This is a genomic window from Quyinboa mangrovi (assembly GCF_042219825.1).
Classification (GTDB): domain Bacteria; phylum Bacteroidota; class Bacteroidia; order Bacteroidales; family UBA5342; genus JBHJHP01.
The window spans coordinates 21,209-38,915 of sequence record NZ_JBHJHQ010000008.1 but is presented as its reverse complement, the minus strand read 5'-3'; the positions used below and the strand labels follow the sequence as shown (position 1 = coordinate 38,915).

The 17,707-nt window shown below is 38.7% G+C and carries 14 protein-coding genes; 9 read left to right on the top strand and 5 right to left on the bottom strand.

Going from position 1 to position 17,707, the window contains the following annotated elements; genetic code table 11:
- Nucleotides 1-8 precede the first annotated feature (8 nt).
- Nucleotides 9-1,769: a signal peptide peptidase SppA gene (sppA, locus tag ACE1ET_RS16655; RefSeq protein ID WP_375729556.1), complete on the bottom strand. Its 1,761-nt coding sequence runs from the start codon at nt 1,767-1,769 to the stop codon at nt 9-11.
- A gap of 201 nt (nt 1,770-1,970) precedes the next feature.
- Here sppA and ACE1ET_RS16650 point away from each other — a divergent pair, with 201 nt between their 5' ends.
- Nucleotides 1,971-2,990: a branched-chain amino acid aminotransferase gene (locus ACE1ET_RS16650; protein ID WP_375729555.1), complete on the top strand. Its 1,020-nt coding sequence runs from the start codon at nt 1,971-1,973 to the stop codon at nt 2,988-2,990.
- 70 nt (nt 2,991-3,060) lie between these two features.
- Here the strand turns inward: ACE1ET_RS16650 and ACE1ET_RS16645 are convergent, their stop codons facing one another.
- Both ACE1ET_RS16645 and gap read right to left on the bottom strand, forming a co-directional pair.
- Nucleotides 3,061-5,325 (bottom strand): aconitate hydratase, encoded by a 2,265-nt coding sequence (locus ACE1ET_RS16645; RefSeq protein ID WP_375729554.1) that lies wholly within the window; start codon nt 5,323-5,325, stop codon nt 3,061-3,063.
- Between the two features lie 189 nt (nt 5,326-5,514).
- On the bottom strand, nt 5,515-6,513 hold the full coding sequence (gene gap / locus ACE1ET_RS16640) for a type I glyceraldehyde-3-phosphate dehydrogenase (RefSeq protein WP_375729553.1): 999 nt from the start codon (nt 6,511-6,513) through the stop codon (nt 5,515-5,517).
- Between the two features lie 421 nt (nt 6,514-6,934).
- Here gap and ACE1ET_RS16635 point away from each other — a divergent pair, with 421 nt between their 5' ends.
- The 8 genes from ACE1ET_RS16635 (at nt 6,935) to ACE1ET_RS16600 (ending at nt 16,018) form a co-directional block, all read left to right on the top strand.
- On the top strand, nt 6,935-9,643 hold the full coding sequence (locus ACE1ET_RS16635) for a right-handed parallel beta-helix repeat-containing protein (protein WP_375729552.1): 2,709 nt from the start codon (nt 6,935-6,937) through the stop codon (nt 9,641-9,643).
- A 115-nt stretch (nt 9,644-9,758) separates the two neighbouring features.
- Complete coding sequence (locus tag ACE1ET_RS16630) at nt 9,759-9,980, top strand: hypothetical protein (protein WP_375729551.1); 222 nt, start codon at nt 9,759-9,761, stop codon at nt 9,978-9,980.
- Nucleotides 9,981-10,279: 299 nt separating this feature from the next.
- Nucleotides 10,280-11,575 (top strand): O-acetylhomoserine aminocarboxypropyltransferase/cysteine synthase family protein, encoded by a 1,296-nt coding sequence (locus tag ACE1ET_RS16625; RefSeq protein WP_375729550.1) that lies wholly within the window; start codon nt 10,280-10,282, stop codon nt 11,573-11,575.
- 150 nt (nt 11,576-11,725) lie between these two features.
- Nucleotides 11,726-12,640: a homoserine O-acetyltransferase MetA gene (gene metA, locus ACE1ET_RS16620; RefSeq protein ID WP_375729549.1), complete on the top strand. Its 915-nt coding sequence runs from the start codon at nt 11,726-11,728 to the stop codon at nt 12,638-12,640.
- A 153-nt stretch (nt 12,641-12,793) separates the two neighbouring features.
- Nucleotides 12,794-13,369 carry a thioredoxin family protein gene (locus ACE1ET_RS16615; RefSeq protein WP_375729548.1) on the top strand — a complete coding sequence of 192 codons (576 nt, stop codon included), beginning with the start codon at nt 12,794-12,796 and terminating at the stop codon, nt 13,367-13,369.
- 117 nt (nt 13,370-13,486) lie between these two features.
- Entirely contained in the window at nt 13,487-14,218 is a 732-nt protein-coding gene (locus tag ACE1ET_RS16610; protein WP_375729547.1) for a LiaF transmembrane domain-containing protein, read from the top strand.
- A 3-nt stretch (nt 14,219-14,221) separates the two neighbouring features.
- Nucleotides 14,222-15,265, top strand: coding sequence for a sensor histidine kinase (locus ACE1ET_RS16605; RefSeq protein ID WP_375729546.1), 1,044 nt, complete (start codon nt 14,222-14,224; stop codon nt 15,263-15,265).
- A 6-nt stretch (nt 15,266-15,271) separates the two neighbouring features.
- Complete coding sequence (locus ACE1ET_RS16600) at nt 15,272-16,018, top strand: LytR/AlgR family response regulator transcription factor (RefSeq protein WP_375729545.1); 747 nt, start codon at nt 15,272-15,274, stop codon at nt 16,016-16,018.
- On the opposite strand, the gene ACE1ET_RS16595 is transcribed toward ACE1ET_RS16600, so the two are convergent.
- Together ACE1ET_RS16595 and ACE1ET_RS16590 are read right to left on the bottom strand one after the other, a co-directional pair.
- Nucleotides 16,008-16,826 carry an N-acetylmuramic acid 6-phosphate etherase gene (locus ACE1ET_RS16595; RefSeq protein ID WP_375729544.1) on the bottom strand — a complete coding sequence of 273 codons (819 nt, stop codon included), beginning with the start codon at nt 16,824-16,826 and terminating at the stop codon, nt 16,008-16,010. The two genes, ACE1ET_RS16600 and ACE1ET_RS16595, sit on opposite strands and share 11 nt — an antisense overlap.
- On the bottom strand, nt 16,823-17,665 hold the full coding sequence (locus ACE1ET_RS16590; protein WP_375729543.1) for a hypothetical protein: 843 nt from the start codon (nt 17,663-17,665) through the stop codon (nt 16,823-16,825). The genes ACE1ET_RS16595 and ACE1ET_RS16590 overlap by 4 nt, the downstream gene beginning before the upstream one ends.
- Nucleotides 17,666-17,707: the final 42 nt, after the last annotated feature.

Here is a 17,707-nt window from a genome sequence, read left to right as displayed (position 1 = left end):
CCGATTGCTTATTGAATGTTCAATTCGTATGGCATTCTGGCCTGTAAACCTGAAAGCCCTTTATAATGAATTAATTTTTTGTAGATCTCGTAATTTTCGCCCATCCGCATTTCAAGCATACTGGTCTTGACTTCTGTTGAAAGGTCCTCTATCAACTGCTGGAAAAAATCTTTTTGTTCAGGAAGTTCGACCAAACGATAACTTTCCAGACCGGCCATCTCGGCTGCCAGGTTAATCGCATCATTCACTCCGCCAAACTTGTCTATAAGGTCAATATTTTTTGCATCTTCTCCACTCCACACACGTCCCTGCCCAATTTCGTTTATTTCTTCTATCGTTTTGTTCCTGCCATTTGCACAACGGGTAAGAAAAGTATTATAGCCTCTTTCTACCCAGGCCTGTAGCATGTTTTTTTCGCTTTGGGTCATAGGCCTTACAACACTCATCAGGTCGGCATATTCATTGGTCTTAACCCCATCGAATGTTACCCCGATTTTGTCAGTCAGCCCCTTGAAATTCGGGATCATGCCAAAAATACCGATTGATCCGGTAATGGTTGAAGGACGTGCCAATATTGTATGGGCATTGCATGAAATGTAATAGCCACCTGATGCAGCCACATCTCCCATGCTAACTATAAGCGGTTTTCCTTCCTTTGCTAACTCAAGTTCACGCCAGATTTGTTCCGAACCATATGCGGAGCCACCGGGAGAATTGACCCTGAGAACAATGGCTTTAACGGTTGAATCTGTTCTGGCTTTTCTGATGGATGCGGCAAGTTCGCCGGATTTTATACCATCGTTTGAACCATCATCAATACCTCCGGCAGCATAAATAAATGCGATCTTATTTCTTGAATATTCTTTGTCAGTTTTAACATTTGCTTTTGTGTATTTCTGTAACGAAATGAAATTAGGCTCAGCCGTTTCCTTTCTGCCACAGGAGTCATTTAATTCTGCAACGATCTGGTCGGTGTACTTTAAATCATCTATCAAACCTGATGATACTGTCATTTCCTGATTGGATAACATCATTCCCTCCTGAGCAAAATCATCCAGTACCTTATCAGTTATATTTCTGTCTTTAGCCAGTCTGTCTTTCAGTGTTCCCCAAAGCGAATTCACCAGCACTTCGCTTTGTTCTTTACTGTATTTGCTCATCTGGTCATTTATAAATGGTTCAATAGCTGATTTGTATTTCCCTACCTTGAAAATATTAGCCTCAATTCCCAGTTTATCCATAGCCTTCTTAAAAAAGGTGTAATTGGCAGATAAACCTCTTAATTCAAGCATGCCCTGAGGATTCATATAAACCTTATCTGCTGAAGCGGCCAGGTAGTATCCCAACTGAGAATAATTACCTGAATAGGCGATGACAAACTTGCCGGTTGTTTTAAAATCTTCAATATAATCCTTGATTTCATCTACTGTTGAGATTCCACAGGAGAATAAACCGGGATTCAGATATATACCCTTGATATTCGGATCAAATTTGGCTTTATAAATGGAAGAACGAATTTCATTAAGTCCCATCATCCTTATTTGATCCTGTTCAGAATAAATCAGATCTTCGATAGGGTTGTCAATCTTTCGCTCTACTATCTGGCCCTGAATCTTCAGGTTAAGTACACTGTTTGGCTTCACCTGTACCTCTTTTTCACCCATTGCTGCAATGCCACCAATTACCATTAATGTAAGGAAGAAACCAATGATTGAGAACACGAAAAGTGCCGTAAAGGATGCTAATACGTATTTAAAAAAGTCTTTCATAACTTCATATTTTGGTTATAAATCGGGGTTGATTAGTTGTTAAGAACAAAAATATACTTTTTAAGTTTATTTACACGGATTTAGACTTAAAACTATTGTAATTGCACATTTAGGTGTCGTTTGTGCAATTTATGATAAATTTCATTAAAGTTATCACTTAAAATTAGTACATTCGCTTTCTCAAATTATTTTTCCAAAAGTATGGCAAAATTAGATTGGTCGAATTTAAATTTCGGTTATATTAAAACCGATTATAACGTACGCTGCTATTATCGTGACGGAGCCTGGGGAGAGCTGGAGGTGCACGATTCCGATAAAATAGAATTACATATGGCGGCCACTTGTCTGCACTATGGACAGGAGGCATTTGAAGGGTTGAAGGCCTTCAAGGGAGAGGATGGGAAAATTCGTATTTTCCGGATGGATGAAAATGCAAAAAGGATGCAAAGCTCCGCCGATGGAATTCTGATGGAAAAAGTTCCTTCAGAATTGTTTCAGGAAGCTGTGGTTAAGGCTGTCGAATTGAACAGAGATTATGTTCCTCCTTATGGTTCGGGAGCAGCATTATATATACGCCCGTTATTGATTGGCACGGGTTCTCAGGTTGGTGTAAAACCGGCCAATGAATATTTATTCATGGTTTTTGTAACGCCGGTAGGGCCATATTTTAAGGAGGGCTTCAAGCCTACGCCTGTGGTTATTATGCGGGAATTTGACCGTGCAGCTCCTCAGGGTACTGGTAATCTTAAGGTTGGCGGGAATTATGCTGCAGGCATGCGATCTGGCGTGAAGGCGCATAGCGAAGGTTATAGCGCGGTATTGTATCTGGATTCAAAAGAAAAGAAATACATTGATGAATGCGGACCGGCTAATTTCTTTGGAATAAAAAGCAACCAGTATATTACCCCGGAATCGAAGTCCATTTTACCATCAATAACCAATAAAAGTCTGATGGTGATTGCTGAAGATATGGGACTTGAAGTTGTTAGAAGAAGAGTGCCATATGAAGAGCTGGAATCATTTAGTGAAGTTGGTATGTGTGGTACGGCCGCAGTAATCAGTCCTATCGCAAGAATAGACGATGCAGATTTAAATAAGTCTTTTGTGTATTCAAAGGATGGCAAGCCAGGTCCGGTTTCAGAGAAACTGTATAAAAAACTCAGAGATATTCAGAATGGTCTGGAACCTGATAATTACGGTTGGGTGACTGTGATAGATTAAACTATGTTTAGAAGATAAAGAAAAAGGGTTTCGTATATACGAAACCCTTTTTTTATGCATTGCGCAATGATTATTTCGATTGTTGTTTAATCAGGTTTAATGCAGATCCTGCCTTGAACCATGAAATCTGTTGTGCGTTGTAAGTGTGATTTGTTTTGATCACATCTTTTGAACCATCATCGTGTACTACCTCAACTGTTAATGGTTTGTCCGGAGCAAAATCCTTTAAATCAATAAAGTTGAACACATCATTTTCTTGTATCTTGTCATAGTCCGCTTCATCTGCAAATGTTATTCCAAGCATACCCTGTTTTTTCAGGTTTGTTTCGTGAATACGCGCAAATGACTTTACCAATACAACCTTTACGCCAAGGTGACGCGGCTCCATTGCAGCATGTTCCCGGGACGAACCTTCACCGTAGTTATGATCACCAACGACTACTGTAGGAATGCCCTTTTCTTTGTATTGTCTTTGTACTGCGGGCACTTCTCCATAATCACCGGTAAGCTGACTTTTTACTTTGTTGGTTTCACCGTTAAATGCATTTACTGCACCAATAAGCATATTGTTCGAGATATTATCAAGGTGACCACGATAGCGCAACCAAGGTCCTGCCATTGAAATATGATCTGTTGTACACTTCCCCTGAGCCTTGATTAATAGTTTTGCCCCCGAAAGATTTTCTCCGTCCCATGGGGTAAAAGGTGTAAGAAGTTGAAGTCGTTCTGAATCCGGTTTTACAACAACTTCTATATCGCCACCATCTTTAGCCGGAGCCTGATAGCCGGCATCTTCCACGTCAAATCCCTTTGGAGGAAGCTCCCATCCGTGTGGTGGATCAAATTTTACCTTTTCACCTTTGTCATTAGTCAGATAATCCGTAATAGGATTAAATGTGAGATCTCCTGCAATGGCAACAGCAGCTACAATTTCAGGCGACGAAACGAATGCATGTGTATTCGGGTTTCCGTCGGCTCTTTTAGAAAAATTTCTGTTGAAAGAATGTATTATAGAGTTTTTCTTTCCTTCTTCGGCACCTGTTCTTGCCCATTGTCCGATACATGGACCGCAGGCGTTTGTAAATATTTTTGTGCCCAGCTTTTTAAAGATATCGATATAGCCATCACGTTCAACAGTATATCTCACTTGTTCAGATCCCGGATTGATTCCAAATTCTGCTTTTGGGGCCAGTCCTTTATCTACTGCCTGTTGTGCTATAGATGCAGCACGCGAGATGTCTTCGTAAGATGAGTTGGTACACGATCCAATCAAACCCCATTCAATTTTTTGTGGCCAGTCGTTCTCTTTTACAACCTCTTTCATTTTTGAAACCGGAGTTGCGCGATCCGGCGTGAAGGGTCCGTTAAGGTGAGGCTCAAGTTCTGAAAGATTGATCTCTATAAGTTCATCGAAGTATTTGTCCGGATTAGCGTAAACCTCAGGATCACCGGTCAAATGTTCAGCTACCTCATCTGCCATTTCAACAACTTCTTCTCTTCCTGTAGCTTTCAGATATCTTCTCATGGAATCATCATATCCGAAAGTTGATGTGGTTGCACCAATTTCAGCACCCATATTACAAATGGTTCCTTTACCTGTACATGATAAGGATTGTGCACCTTCACCGAAGTATTCAACAATACACCCGGTTCCGCCTTTAACAGTTAAAATTCCGGCAACTTTTAAGATTATATCTTTCGGAGCAGTCCAGCCGTTGAGTTTACCTGTCAGCTTTACGCCGATAAGTTTTGGAAATTTCAGTTCCCATGCCATTCCTGCCATTACATCAACGGCATCGGCTCCTCCAACACCTATAGCAACCATTCCCAAACCACCTGCATTTACAGTGTGTGAATCAGTTCCAATCATCATGCCACCGGGGAAAGCATAATTTTCCAGTACAACCTGATGGATGATTCCGGCTCCGGGTTTCCAGAAACCTATTCCATATTTATTTGATACTGATGATAAAAAATTGAATACTTCGTTATTTTTGTTTAATGCTTCCTGAAGATCCTTATCAGCTCCCAGTCTTGCCTGAATAAGGTGGTCGGCATGAACTGTTGAAGGAACTGCTGCTTTCTTTTTCCCAGCCTGCATAAACTGAAGTAAGGCCATCTGTGCTGTAGCATCCTGCATTGCGACTCTGTCCGGCGCAAAATCAACATAAGACTTTCCACGTACAAAAGCTGTATCTGTTTTGCCATCCCACAGGTGTGCATAAAGTATTTTTTCAGCAAGTGTCAGAGGTTTCCCAACAACTTTTCTTGCAGCCTCAATTTTTTCTGGAAAACCAGCATAAACTTTCCTGATCATATCAATATCGAAAACCATAATTTAAAATTTTGTTTTAAAGTAAGTAATGCAAAGGTAAAATTAAAAACTTTAGTTAAAAGACCTCCTTTTATCAGGTCTAACTGATATAACAAATCAAATTTAAAAGCGTTTAATGCCGGAACAAATAGATACAAAAAAACCTGATCAAATGTTGATCAGGTTTTTAATTAATATTGTAATCTGGAATTATTTTACTGTTGCCATGTGCTGAATCAGCTCAACAACTTTTGTAGAATATCCCATTTCATTGTCATACCATGATACAACTTTAACGAAGTTGTCGTTCAGGCTGATACCGGCACCTGCATCGAATACAGAAGTACAGGATTCCCCTACGAAGTCGTTAGATACAACTGCATCTTCAGTATAACCAAGGATGCCTTTCATTGCACCTTCAGAATATTCTTTCATTGCAGCACAAATTTCTTCGTAAGTAGCACCTTTTTCTAAACGGCAGGTTAAGTCAACAACTGATACGTCCGGAGTTGGAACGCGGAAAGCCATACCTGTAAGTTTACCGTTTAACTGAGGAATTACTTTGCCTACAGCTTTAGCAGCACCTGTAGAAGAAGGAATAATGTTCTGACCAGCACCACGTCCACCTCTCCAGTCTTTCATAGAAGGACCGTCAACCGTTTTCTGAGTTGCAGTAGTAGCGTGAACTGTTGTCATAAGACCTTCAACGATACCGAATTTGTCATTCAGAACTTTAGCGATAGGAGCTAAACAGTTAGTAGTACATGAAGCGTTTGAAACGATATCCTGACCTGCATAAGTGTCATTGTTAACACCCATTACAAACATCGGAGTAGCATCTTTTGAAGGCGCAGACATTACAACTCTTTTAGCACCGGCAGTGATGTGTGCACGAGCTTTTTCATCAGTAAGGAAAAGACCGGTTGATTCAACCACGTATTCTGCACCTACTGCATCCCACTTCAAATCTGCAGGATTACGTTCAGCAGTTACGCGAATTGTTTTTCCGTTAACAACAAGATTGCCATCTACTACTTCAACAGTGCCTTTAAACCTGCCGTGAGTTGAGTCGTATTTTAACATGTAGGCCATGTAGTCAACATCAATTAAGTCGTTGATACCTACAACTTCAACACCTTCTGTAGCAACAGCTACACGGAAAACGAATCGACCGATACGTCCGAATCCATTAATACCAATTTTAATCATTGCTTAAAAATTTATATAGTTCGTATTTTTTTCCGGCGCAAAATTATAATTTACAGTCCATAATATCAAATATTTGTTAGACTGTAATATGAAAAAAGAGTTAAAATATGAAAGGAAGTTATTCGGCTAACTCTGATGGTAAGATTTCGCTATATGCTTTTGGACAAGTTTCGGAAGTTTTACAGGAAGAAAGTACAATTACCAGAACAACCGCAGCAAAAACCAATAATTTTTTCATTTCTTAAATTGTTTACGTTAAAATTGCAATCTTAATGTGCACAAATATATTAAAAATATACCTTTGTCATAATTATTGTGAACATATATAGTTTTTTGTATGTTTTAATCAGAAAATATTCAGAATTAGTTTTGTCATTGTTAATATTTTGTTAACTTTGTGAGATTAACAAATAACCGTCTTATGAAAAGGCTATTAATAATTTTTGGGGTATTATTTGGATTTTTATTAGGTAAACCAGTAAACGCTGCTGTCATAAATGTGCCTTTAGGAGGAAATATACAAACTGCGATGGATGGGGCAGGTTACCAGGATACAATACAATTAGCATCAGGAACTTATAATATTACATCTCCTCTTTATCCGTTTGGCGGAATGGAGCTTACAATTATGGGGAACGGGCCCGGAGTAACAATTTTAGACGGCGGAGGAACAAATCAGGTTTTTTATGTTGATGTATTTGAAGCTTTAATCATAGAGTCTTTGTCTGTTACAAATGGTTCAGGTACAGATGGTGGAGGTGTATATGCATATGTTCCGTATTATTTAACGCTTAGTGATGTAGAAATTTCAAATTGTTCTGCAACTACAGATGGTGGTGGATTATATATAACTTCCGGAACTGTAACTTTACAGCGCGTGTATTTTAATGCTAACACTGCAGGAAGCAATGGGGGAGGCATGTACCATAGAAATGATTGGGGAGGGACAGGAATTGCCTGTACGATAAATAAAACAAGTTTTAATTCTAATTCCTGTAGTGGAAACGGTACTGCTTTGTACTACGATATAGAAGACGGGAGTGGAAATCTTAATATGACAAACAGTACATTTGGAAACCATGCAACCGGAAATAGTTCTATATATATGACAGCTGGCCTTGGTGGAACTTCTGTTTTGATGAAGAACAATACAATCGCTCATAACGGTTCCGGAGGCTTTTATGTTAATAGCTCTGGTATTAGCGTAACGCAGTATAATAATCTTATAGTTGATAACTCATCATATGACGTTGGGGGATCAGTTGGGATCGTTATAGGAGGAGACCGAAACTTATTGGAAGTAATTTCAGGAGGAATTACGTATAATGGAGATAACTATTACGAGCCTTATCCTTATGATATTGTAACATCTACATTTGCATATAATAATGGCGGTACAGTGCCAACTCTGGATCTCACGGATTATGGAATACGTGTTGCTGCCGGACGCGCAAGAAATAATTTTCCTGTTGATGATCAGAATGGTATTACGAGAAGGAGCAGGTCGGAATTAGGGGCAATTGAAACAACCTCTTCCGTTAATGTTTGGACCGGGGCGACTAATACCAGTTGGCAAACGGCTTCAAACTGGACATCAGGTGCAATACCATCAGGTTTAAATTCATATGTTATTGTTGATAATTGTTCTAATACCAATTATCCGGTTAGTTCAGCGTTAACGAACTTATCTACAGTGGATGTTGTTATCGGTAACTTTGGTGCATTTAAAAACTCAAGTTTGTTCCGAGCGAAAAAACTATATTTAATGAGCAATTCTACGGGAACAGGTCAGTTTTTGAACGCAAATACTTTTTTTGGGACTATAGAAACTGAGCAATATCTTTTTGGAGGGCAATGGAATTTTTTGGGTATTCCTGTACAAAATATAGATGTTGCTACTATAATACCGGGAGCATCATTAGGAACTTCTACCTGGTCAGGTTCTGCTTATACTTACAGCGCCGGGGATTATTGGGTGTTTTACCATGATGAGGTTGAAAGGGCAACAAACGGACATAGTGATTATGTTTGGAAATCAGTGAATTCCGGAAATTTGACAGGTGGCACAGGGTATATTGTTTGGTGCGACGTGCCACAAAAAGCTGTATTTGTTGGTACTGTGGTGACCCCAAATAAAAACTTTGCCTTATCTTATACAACTACAGGATCTGATGCGGATAAGGGGTGGAATTTGATATCAAATCCATATCTGGCCCCATTTTCATGGGTCGGCGCTGATGTGACCTATGTGGATCAGGCTTCGTATTTTTATAGTAATGCGTTTCAAAATTATTTTGTAATACCAAGTGATCCAATTGATGGAACAACTGAAAAAGTTCCACAGGTGCAGGCCTTTTTTGCAAAAGCTAATCAAACAGGAGGTACATTGCTTATGTCAAGTTCATTGCTGTCAATAGACTTAAATGTTAAGTTTAAAAATGCAACACTTGAGGATAAACACTATCTGAAAACAACTATTTTCAGGGATGGTGAAAAATATTATGACGAAACATATATTCGTCATAAGGAAGATGCAGGATTACTGTTTGAAGGTAAGTATGACGCATACAAATTGAAGAATCTTTCAAATGTAGCCCCTCAGATATATACTACAGAAGGAAATACGGATTTATCAATTAACAGCTTCTCTTATTACGATTATCCAACCCAGGAGGTGCCATTAATGGTTTCTGTGCCTGAAATTGATACCTATAAACTGGCATTTAAAATTGATGATTCCATGGGAGATTTTGAATATGTTCTGGAGGATAAGCAGGATGGAACATTTTACAATTTGAATGATGATGATACAATAAATATTTACATGGATCAGTTAGTAGAGAAAAGCAGACTGATTGTGCATGTGGTAGGTAGTTCAACCGCAATTGGAGAAGAGCAGGTGGATGAAGTCCTGATGTATGCCAATACTGGTAATCTTTATATTAATACTTCTGAAAAGTATAAAATTGGTAATGTGAGAATTTATGATGTGGCTGGGAAAGTATTGCTTGAAAAGCCAATTAATAGTATTGACAATGTTATTGGAGTAAGTGATATTCAGCCTCAGTTTGTCATTGTTAATTATGAGAGTAACAATAAGCGCTTTACAAAACGATTGTTTTTAAGATAAATCTAATATGAAGCTAATAGTAAATTATTTTTTTGTTAAATTAAATTATTCTACTTTTGGCGAGGATTTAGAAGGGTCCAATCAAGGTTATTGCTTTGTGTGAATGAAAGTTTGGATGAAAAAAATACTAATGCTGCTAATACTCATCTCTTTATTTGGGATAGTTAAGGCAGCTGACCTGCCTGATAAAGGTAAAAAGCCACCTACTACAATATATGGAGCTCCGGGGCCTTTGCCTCCCGGACCGGGTGCACCGGTGGGCGGTGGAGTACTTTTGCTTTTAGGTTTGGCAACGGCATATGGTATAAAAAAATACAGAGATACAAAACAGGACTAGTTCCTGTTTTTTTATGCGCGGCAACACTATATTTATTTGGTCTAAATTGTTAAAATTCTAAATTTTTAAAACTTTTGTTTGGCAAACTAACAAATCTTCATTTATTTTGCCCATATGAAAACACATACAGATTATATAATTTCAACTTTCAACTGTATCAGTACAGATGACTGTATGTGTATGCGAATGCGCATGCTCATGCGCTAATTTAATTCAGTGAAGGAGGGTCCCTCTTTCAATATCCATAGTATATCTTTTCTTACATTTTTGTATATCTAACTTCAAATTATATTATAATCATGGCTAATTATCACTTTGAAACATTACAGCTACATGCTGGGCATGAACCGGATGGGACTACTAATTCCAGGGCGGTTCCTATTTATCAGACAAGTTCTTATGTATTCAATAGTTCAGAACATGGTGCAAATTTATTTGCGCTTAAGGAATTCGGGAATATATATACCCGTATAATGAATCCAACAACGGATGTGTTCGAAAAGCGAATAGCGGCACTGGAAGGTGGAGTGGCAGCTGTTGCAACATCATCAGGACATGCTGCTCAATTTCTTGCCCTCAACAATATTCTGCAGGCAGGAGATAATTTTGTTACTTCTCCGTTTTTATATGGCGGAACGCATAACCAGTTTAAAGTGTCTTTTAAACGTTTGGGCGTTGAGGCAAGATTTGCAAAGGACGATACATCTGAATCTTTGGAGAAGCTTATTGATGATGGAACGAAAGCAATTTATGTAGAGAACCTGGGAAATCCGAACTTTAATGTACCGGATTGGGAAAAAATAGGTGCTCTTGCGAAAAAGTATGACATTCCGCTGGTTGTAGATAATACGTTTGGTGCTGGAGGTTATCTGCTTCGGCCAATAGAATATGGTGCTAACATTGTTGTAGAATCAGCCACAAAATGGATTGGTGGACACGGGACATCAATAGGTGGTGTTGTAGTTGATGCCGGTAATTACAATTGGGGGAATGGAAAATTTCCACAATTTTCGGAGCCATCCGAAGGATACCATGGCTTGGTATTCAATGATGTGTTTGGCGCAGACGGTCCGTTCGGGAATATTGCATATGCCATACGCTTACGCGTGGAAGGACTGCGTGATTTTGGTACAGCTATCAGCCCTTTTAATTCCTTCCTTTTGATCCAGGGGTTGGAAACACTTTCATTGCGTTTGGAAAGAACAGTTCAGAATGCACTTGAGATTGCTAAATGGCTTGAGAATCATCCTGCAGTAGAAGCCGTAAATTACCCGGGATTGGAAAGTAGTAAGTATCATGAGCTGGCTAAAAAATATCTGAAAAATGGTTTTGGAGGTGTGTTAACATTCCGATTGAAAGCGGGGAAGGAAGCAGCTTCAAAGTTCGTTGATAGTCTTGAACTTATCAGCCATCTTGCCAATGTTGGTGATGCCAAAACATTAATTATTCATCCGGCTTCGACCACGCATCAGCAACTTAGTGATGAGGAGCAATTGAGCGCAGGAATTTTGCCGGACCAGCTTAGGTTATCGGTTGGCATTGAGCATATTGATGATATCAAAGCAGATATTGAACAGGCACTTCAAAAAATCTGAATCTAGTCACCGGGTGACTAAATTTTATGGAAAATGCAGTGTCACCCGGTGAATATGCATCTTGAAAAATGTGATTATTTTTAATCTAATCGGTTTAAGTTCACTATTTTTGCAGTCCGCAATATTGCGGACTGCTAAATATTTTTAATTATGCCATTAAATCTGCCAGATAAACTGCCGGCTATTGAGGCTTTAAAAAAAGAAAACATTTTTGTAATGGATGAGTCCAGGGCAAGTCAGCAGGATATCCGTCCGTTACGTATTGTTATTCTGAATCTTATGCCTTTAAAGGTTACTACAGAAACGGACCTGATAAGATTGCTGAGTAATACGCCTTTGCAGATTGTGGTGGATTTTCTTCGGATCAAGGGGCATAAACCCAAGAATACCCCGGTTGAGCATATGAAAGCCTTTTATCATGATTTTGATACCATTAAGCATAAAAAATATGATGGTATGATTATTACGGGTGCTCCGGTGGAGCATTTGCCTTTTGAAGAAGTAAAATACTGGGATGAGCTTAAAACAATTTTTGACTGGTCTGTTAATAATGTAACATCTTCCCTGTTTATTTGCTGGGGCGCACAGGCCGGTTTATATCATTTTTACGGAATCCCGAAATACATGTTGAATGAAAAAAGATCGGGTGTGTTCAGACATACATATTCGGATTCAAAACTTCCAATATTCAGGGGGTTTGATGATTTCTTTTTTGCACCTCATTCACGATATACTGAGGTAAGGGAAGAGGACATTAAAAAAGTTCCTGAACTTGAAATTATTTCTACTTCTGAAGAAGCCGGAGTACATCTTGTTATGGGGAAAAACGGGCGTCAGTTTTTTATAACCGGTCATACAGAATATTCTCCAAATACCCTGGATCAGGAATATAAAAGGGATATTTTGAAAGGCCTCGATATTAAAATGCCAAAGAATTATTATCCGAATGATGATCCGTCTCAGCCACCGGTTGTGCGATGGAAAAGTCATGCCAATTTATTGTTTAGCAACTGGCTAAATTACTATGTTTATCAGGAAACGCCTTACGATCTTGATTCAGAATAGTAATTATCTCATTTAAGTGTTAATTAGTCTGTTATATTAAACCGCTTCACGGTTTGATATGTTATTCCATTTAAATAAGCGTATTTGGTTAAGTTTTTGTGATTTTATTTTACAGAAACTGGAATATACAGAAGTACGATAAAAATACATATTATGAGTTTTACATTTTCGCAGGAATTTTCATTGGGAGAGAAAGCTCCGGAATTCAAATTAGAGGAAGTAACATCGGGTAAATTTTATTCTTATTCCGATCTTGGTTCAGGAATGATAACAGTAGTGATGTTTATTTGCAATCATTGTCCATACGTTAAGCATATTCGTGAAGAAATTGTCCGATTTGCAAACAAATATATTTCTGAGGGTGTAAGTTTTATTGCAATCAGTTCCAACGACGTGGAGAACTTTCCGGATGATTCTCCTGAAAATATGAAAACTGTAGCTGAGGAATTTAATTTTCCTTTTCCATATCTGTACGATGAAACCCAACAGGTTGCAAAGGCCTATAAAGCAGCCTGTACACCGGACTTTTACATTTTTAATGAGGAGGCCAATTGTGTCTATCATGGCAGGTTTGATGAATCGAACCATAAAAACGGGATGCAACCAACCGGAACAGATTTAGCAGATGCTTTGGATCAGGTACTCGATGGAAAGGTCATTCCTAAAGAAGATCAGAATCCAAGTTCCGGATGTAATATAAAATGGAAATCAGGCATCTCGCCATTTTAAATTTCATGTGTGCTTCATTTACCATCTAAAAAATCCCCATTTACCGATTAATTATTGGAACCATGCCATATATGGTTTTATATTTGAACTGTAATTAATTGTATAAGAAGACGAGTTATGGAAACACATGAAACAATAAAGTATCTAAAAGCAGCAAACAGGCGAAAAATAGCTTTCGGATTAGTTGCTATTCTTTTTGGAGTTTTATGGCTCCTTAGAAATTTAGGAAAATTAAATCCGGAATTTGCGGATTATCTCTTCTCATGGCAGGTCTTATTGATTGCTATTGGTTTAATTGGTTTGGTTGGCAATAAAGGACAGGGTGTTGGTTGGTCCATACTTATTTTAATAGGTGGATTTTTTCTGTTAAACGATATATATGATTTCTCAATTCGTTTATGGCAGATATTCTGGCCAATACTGGTTATTTTTATTGGTTTAAGTATGGTGTTGAACCGAACCGTCAGAAGACCGGGATTCAGAAACTATAAAGACATTTCTTCGACTGATATACTTGATAATGTGGCGATATTTGGGGGGAGTGATGTAAAAATTGACAGCCAGTCATTTAAAGGTGGTGAGGCAACTGCTATTTTCGGTGGCTCCAAAATTGATCTGACGGGTGCCAGATTAGCTCCCGGGATACAGGTGATTGAGCTGACCAACATATTTGGTGGTAATACACTCATTATTCCTGCCAACTGGAATGTTAAATTAGAGGTTACCGGTATACTGGGCGGATTTAAGGACTTGAGGCCAAAACGGTTTGATGGGATAAGGGATACTGAAAGTACGCTGATTATAAAAGGAGTGGCAATATTCGGAGGAGGAGAAATTAAATCGATTTAAATCATGGGCCATCCCTTCCTAAATAGCCGGATCAATACAATAATCTATTTTGGAGTCTGGATTATAGTAGGTGTTATTCACCTTCTCTGGCTCTATTTTGAAACACACTATCCAATCCAGCATGCAACTGTAGATGCCGTGGCGTCTACAGTTATTTTTTCGTTCCTGGGTTTGCTGGTATGGCCGCTTACAGTCTATAATCGTCCTGGAAAGGCAGATTCCTGGAGTGTCGCTTCAAGTCAGATTCTCGGTGCAACTATTGTTGTCGGGATATGGATCTTTTCAACAACGTATATTATAAACCTGTTTGCTACAATATATCCTGCCAAAGTATTTAAAACCTATATAACTACAGAACAGGTCGCCATTGGCTTATCCTATTATCTTGTTTTATTTGGTACATGCTACCTTATATTAATTTACCGTGAAAACAGGGAGAAAAAACTGAATGAGGAAAAAATGCAGCGGCTTGTGCGTGAAAGTGAGCTAAATGCTTTAAAGGCACAGATCAATCCTCATTTTTTATTTAACAGCCTAAACTCTGTAAATTATCTCATAGGGTACGATCCTGACAGGGCAAGTAATATGCTTGCGAAACTGTCAGATTATTTAAGATATTCGCTAAGAAGGGGAGATGAAGGACTTGTGACCTTTTGTGATGAACTGGAGAATTGCCGTAAGTTTCTGGATATGGAGCATTTGAGATTTGGGGATAAAATGATCATGGAAGAGGAAATTGATGAGGCAGTTTGTGATGTTAAGGTGCCTTTGATGATCCTTCAGCCTATTTATGAAAATGCTATCAAACATGGCGTTTATGAGAGTCTCGATCCGGTGGTCATCAAAACAGTAGCACAGTTTAAAAATAATATGCTTTATATTGAAATTTGTAATACCTTTGATCCTGAAGCTGTTCCGAGAAAAGGAGAAGGTGTTGGTTTGCAAAATGTTTCAGACCGGTTAGAACTTGTATTTAATGAAAAAGGTTTGCTGAAAACCATTAAAGAAAAAAATACATTTAAAGCTGTAATTACAATTCCAATTTAAGAAAATATGATACGTTGTGTAATAATTGATGATGAACAACCCGCCAGGGAATTAGTTAAAAAGCTCTTGTCACAGATGGAAGAATATGAGATTGTTGACGAGTGTAATAACGGTTTCGACGGATTCAAGGCCATTAAGGACCACTCACCGGATCTTGTTTTTTTGGATATTCAAATGCCTAAACTTACCGGTTTTGAAATGCTGGAACTGTTGGAGGATCAGGAAAAACCACATGTGATTTTTATTACTGCCTACGATCAGTATGCATTAAAGGCTTTTGAGCAGAACGCCATCGATTATTTGTTGAAACCCTATACTCCTGCACGTTTTAATCAGGCTCTTGAAAAGGCAAATGAAAGATTACAGCAGAAAGAACCTCAGAAAGTAGAAAAACTTCTGGAGGATATCCGGGATAATAGTGAAACCTTAAATCGTGTTGTGGTAAAGGATCGTTCAAAGATTGAAATTATTCCGGTTGAAGATATTCATTATATCAAGGCAGAAGATGATTATGTGATGTTTTATACGGTCCGGGGGCGTTTTCTGAAAAAAGCTACCATGAATTATTTTGAAAACAACCTGCCCGAAAATGATTTTATCCGAGTGCACAGGTCATATATCATAAATACACAGCAAATTAAGCGAATGGAACGTTACGAAAAGGAAACGTTTATTCTGCAATTAAAATGTGGTGAAAATATTAAAACCAGTAAGAGTGGTGCTAAAAGGTTGAAAGAAGTGCTTAATTTTTAGTTTTTTTGTACGAATCGATAGCTTCCCTCACTGAACCATGAAGCAACAAAAGGCTTTTTGCCTGTTCTGAATTTATCTGCAGCTCATTTAGAATCATACGCGTGCCACGTTCAATCAGCTTCTGATTGGTAAGTTGCATATCTACCATTTTGTTGCCCCGTACGCGTCCCAGTTGAATCATCGTTGTAGTGGTTATCATGTTCAGAATGAGTTTTTGAGCCGTTCCGCTTTTCATCCGGGTTGATCCGGTAACGAACTCCGGCCCCACAATCGGTTCAATAGGATATTCTGCGGCTTCGGCAAGTTTTGTATTAATATTACTGGTGATACAGCCTGTCAGCAGTCCGTTTTCCCGGGCTTTTTTTACGCCCCCGATTACATAGGGAGTTCTGCCGGATGCTGCTATCCCAACAACGGTATCAAGGTTATTGGGATTGTAATTTAAAATGTCTTTCCACCCCTGGTCTTCATCATCTTCGGCATGTTCTACGGCTTTTCTTATGGCGCCATCGCCACCGGCAATAAGGCCGATTACAACACCATGGCCAACGCCAAAAGTCGGAGGAATCTCTGATGCATCTACTACGCCAAGCCTTCCACTGGTTCCTGCACCAATATAAAACAGTCGTCCGCCTTGTTTCATGCGCATTACCAGTTCTTCCACGAATTCTCTGATTTTGGGAATCTCCTTTTCGACGGCAGGCAATACCTTCTTGTCTTCTTCGTGAATAAGTTCAAGTAATTCGCTGACACTTTTGGTTTCAAGATTTTTATGAAAAGAATCGGATTCTGTGATGCTGTTTGTCATAGTTGTTGTTTGTAATAATGTATCATGCCTTCAATTGGATTTTGCAGGATATGAATGGTTTTCATTCCAAATTCTTCTGCTGTTTCATGGAGTATTTTTCTGAACCCAAATGCAACAGATCCTGTGAATGATAACGGATAGTTTTGATAATCTGTATAGGAACAAATATTGCGTTCAAAAAAATGGATGAAGGAACTTTTTACCAGGTTATGGCAGTATTCCGTAGTTATATTAGAAACGATAAAGGGAACAAAAGATGCCAGGTACTGATTGGGTTTTGTATTGCGATAAACGGCACTGATTACTTCTGATTCAATGGGGTGATATAAGTTCTCAAAGTCAATCGCTAGTTTTTGTGGTAACTGTTTTTTAAAAAAGTCAGCCAAGAGTTGTTTGCCCAAATATGATCCGCTTCCCTCGTCTCCCAAAATGTATCCGAGTGATGGTACATGTTCTTTCAAAGTTCCGTTGATAAATAATCCTGAATTTGAACCTGTGCCTAATATGGATACAATGCCTTCGTCTTTTCCAATAGTAGCAATGGCGCTTCCTGCCAAATCTGAATTACAGCCTATTTCACAGTTGAAAACTGATCGTAAAATGTCTGATAATATTTTGCAGCCGTACGTATTGCAGCCGGCTCCGTAAAACGCTACCAGATCTATTTTGTTTTTATAAGTTCCCAAAGCCGGGAGTAGCTCAGATTGAATAACGCTTTCAATAGCATGGGAATGATGTAGCGCCGGATTAATTCCCGGGGTGGTGATCAATTTAACATCGTTGGGGGCTATAACCGCCCAGGATGTTTTTGTGGAGCCGCTGTCTGCAATCAGGATCATGCCTCAAAAATAAGCAATCCTATGCTAATCTTATCCAGAATA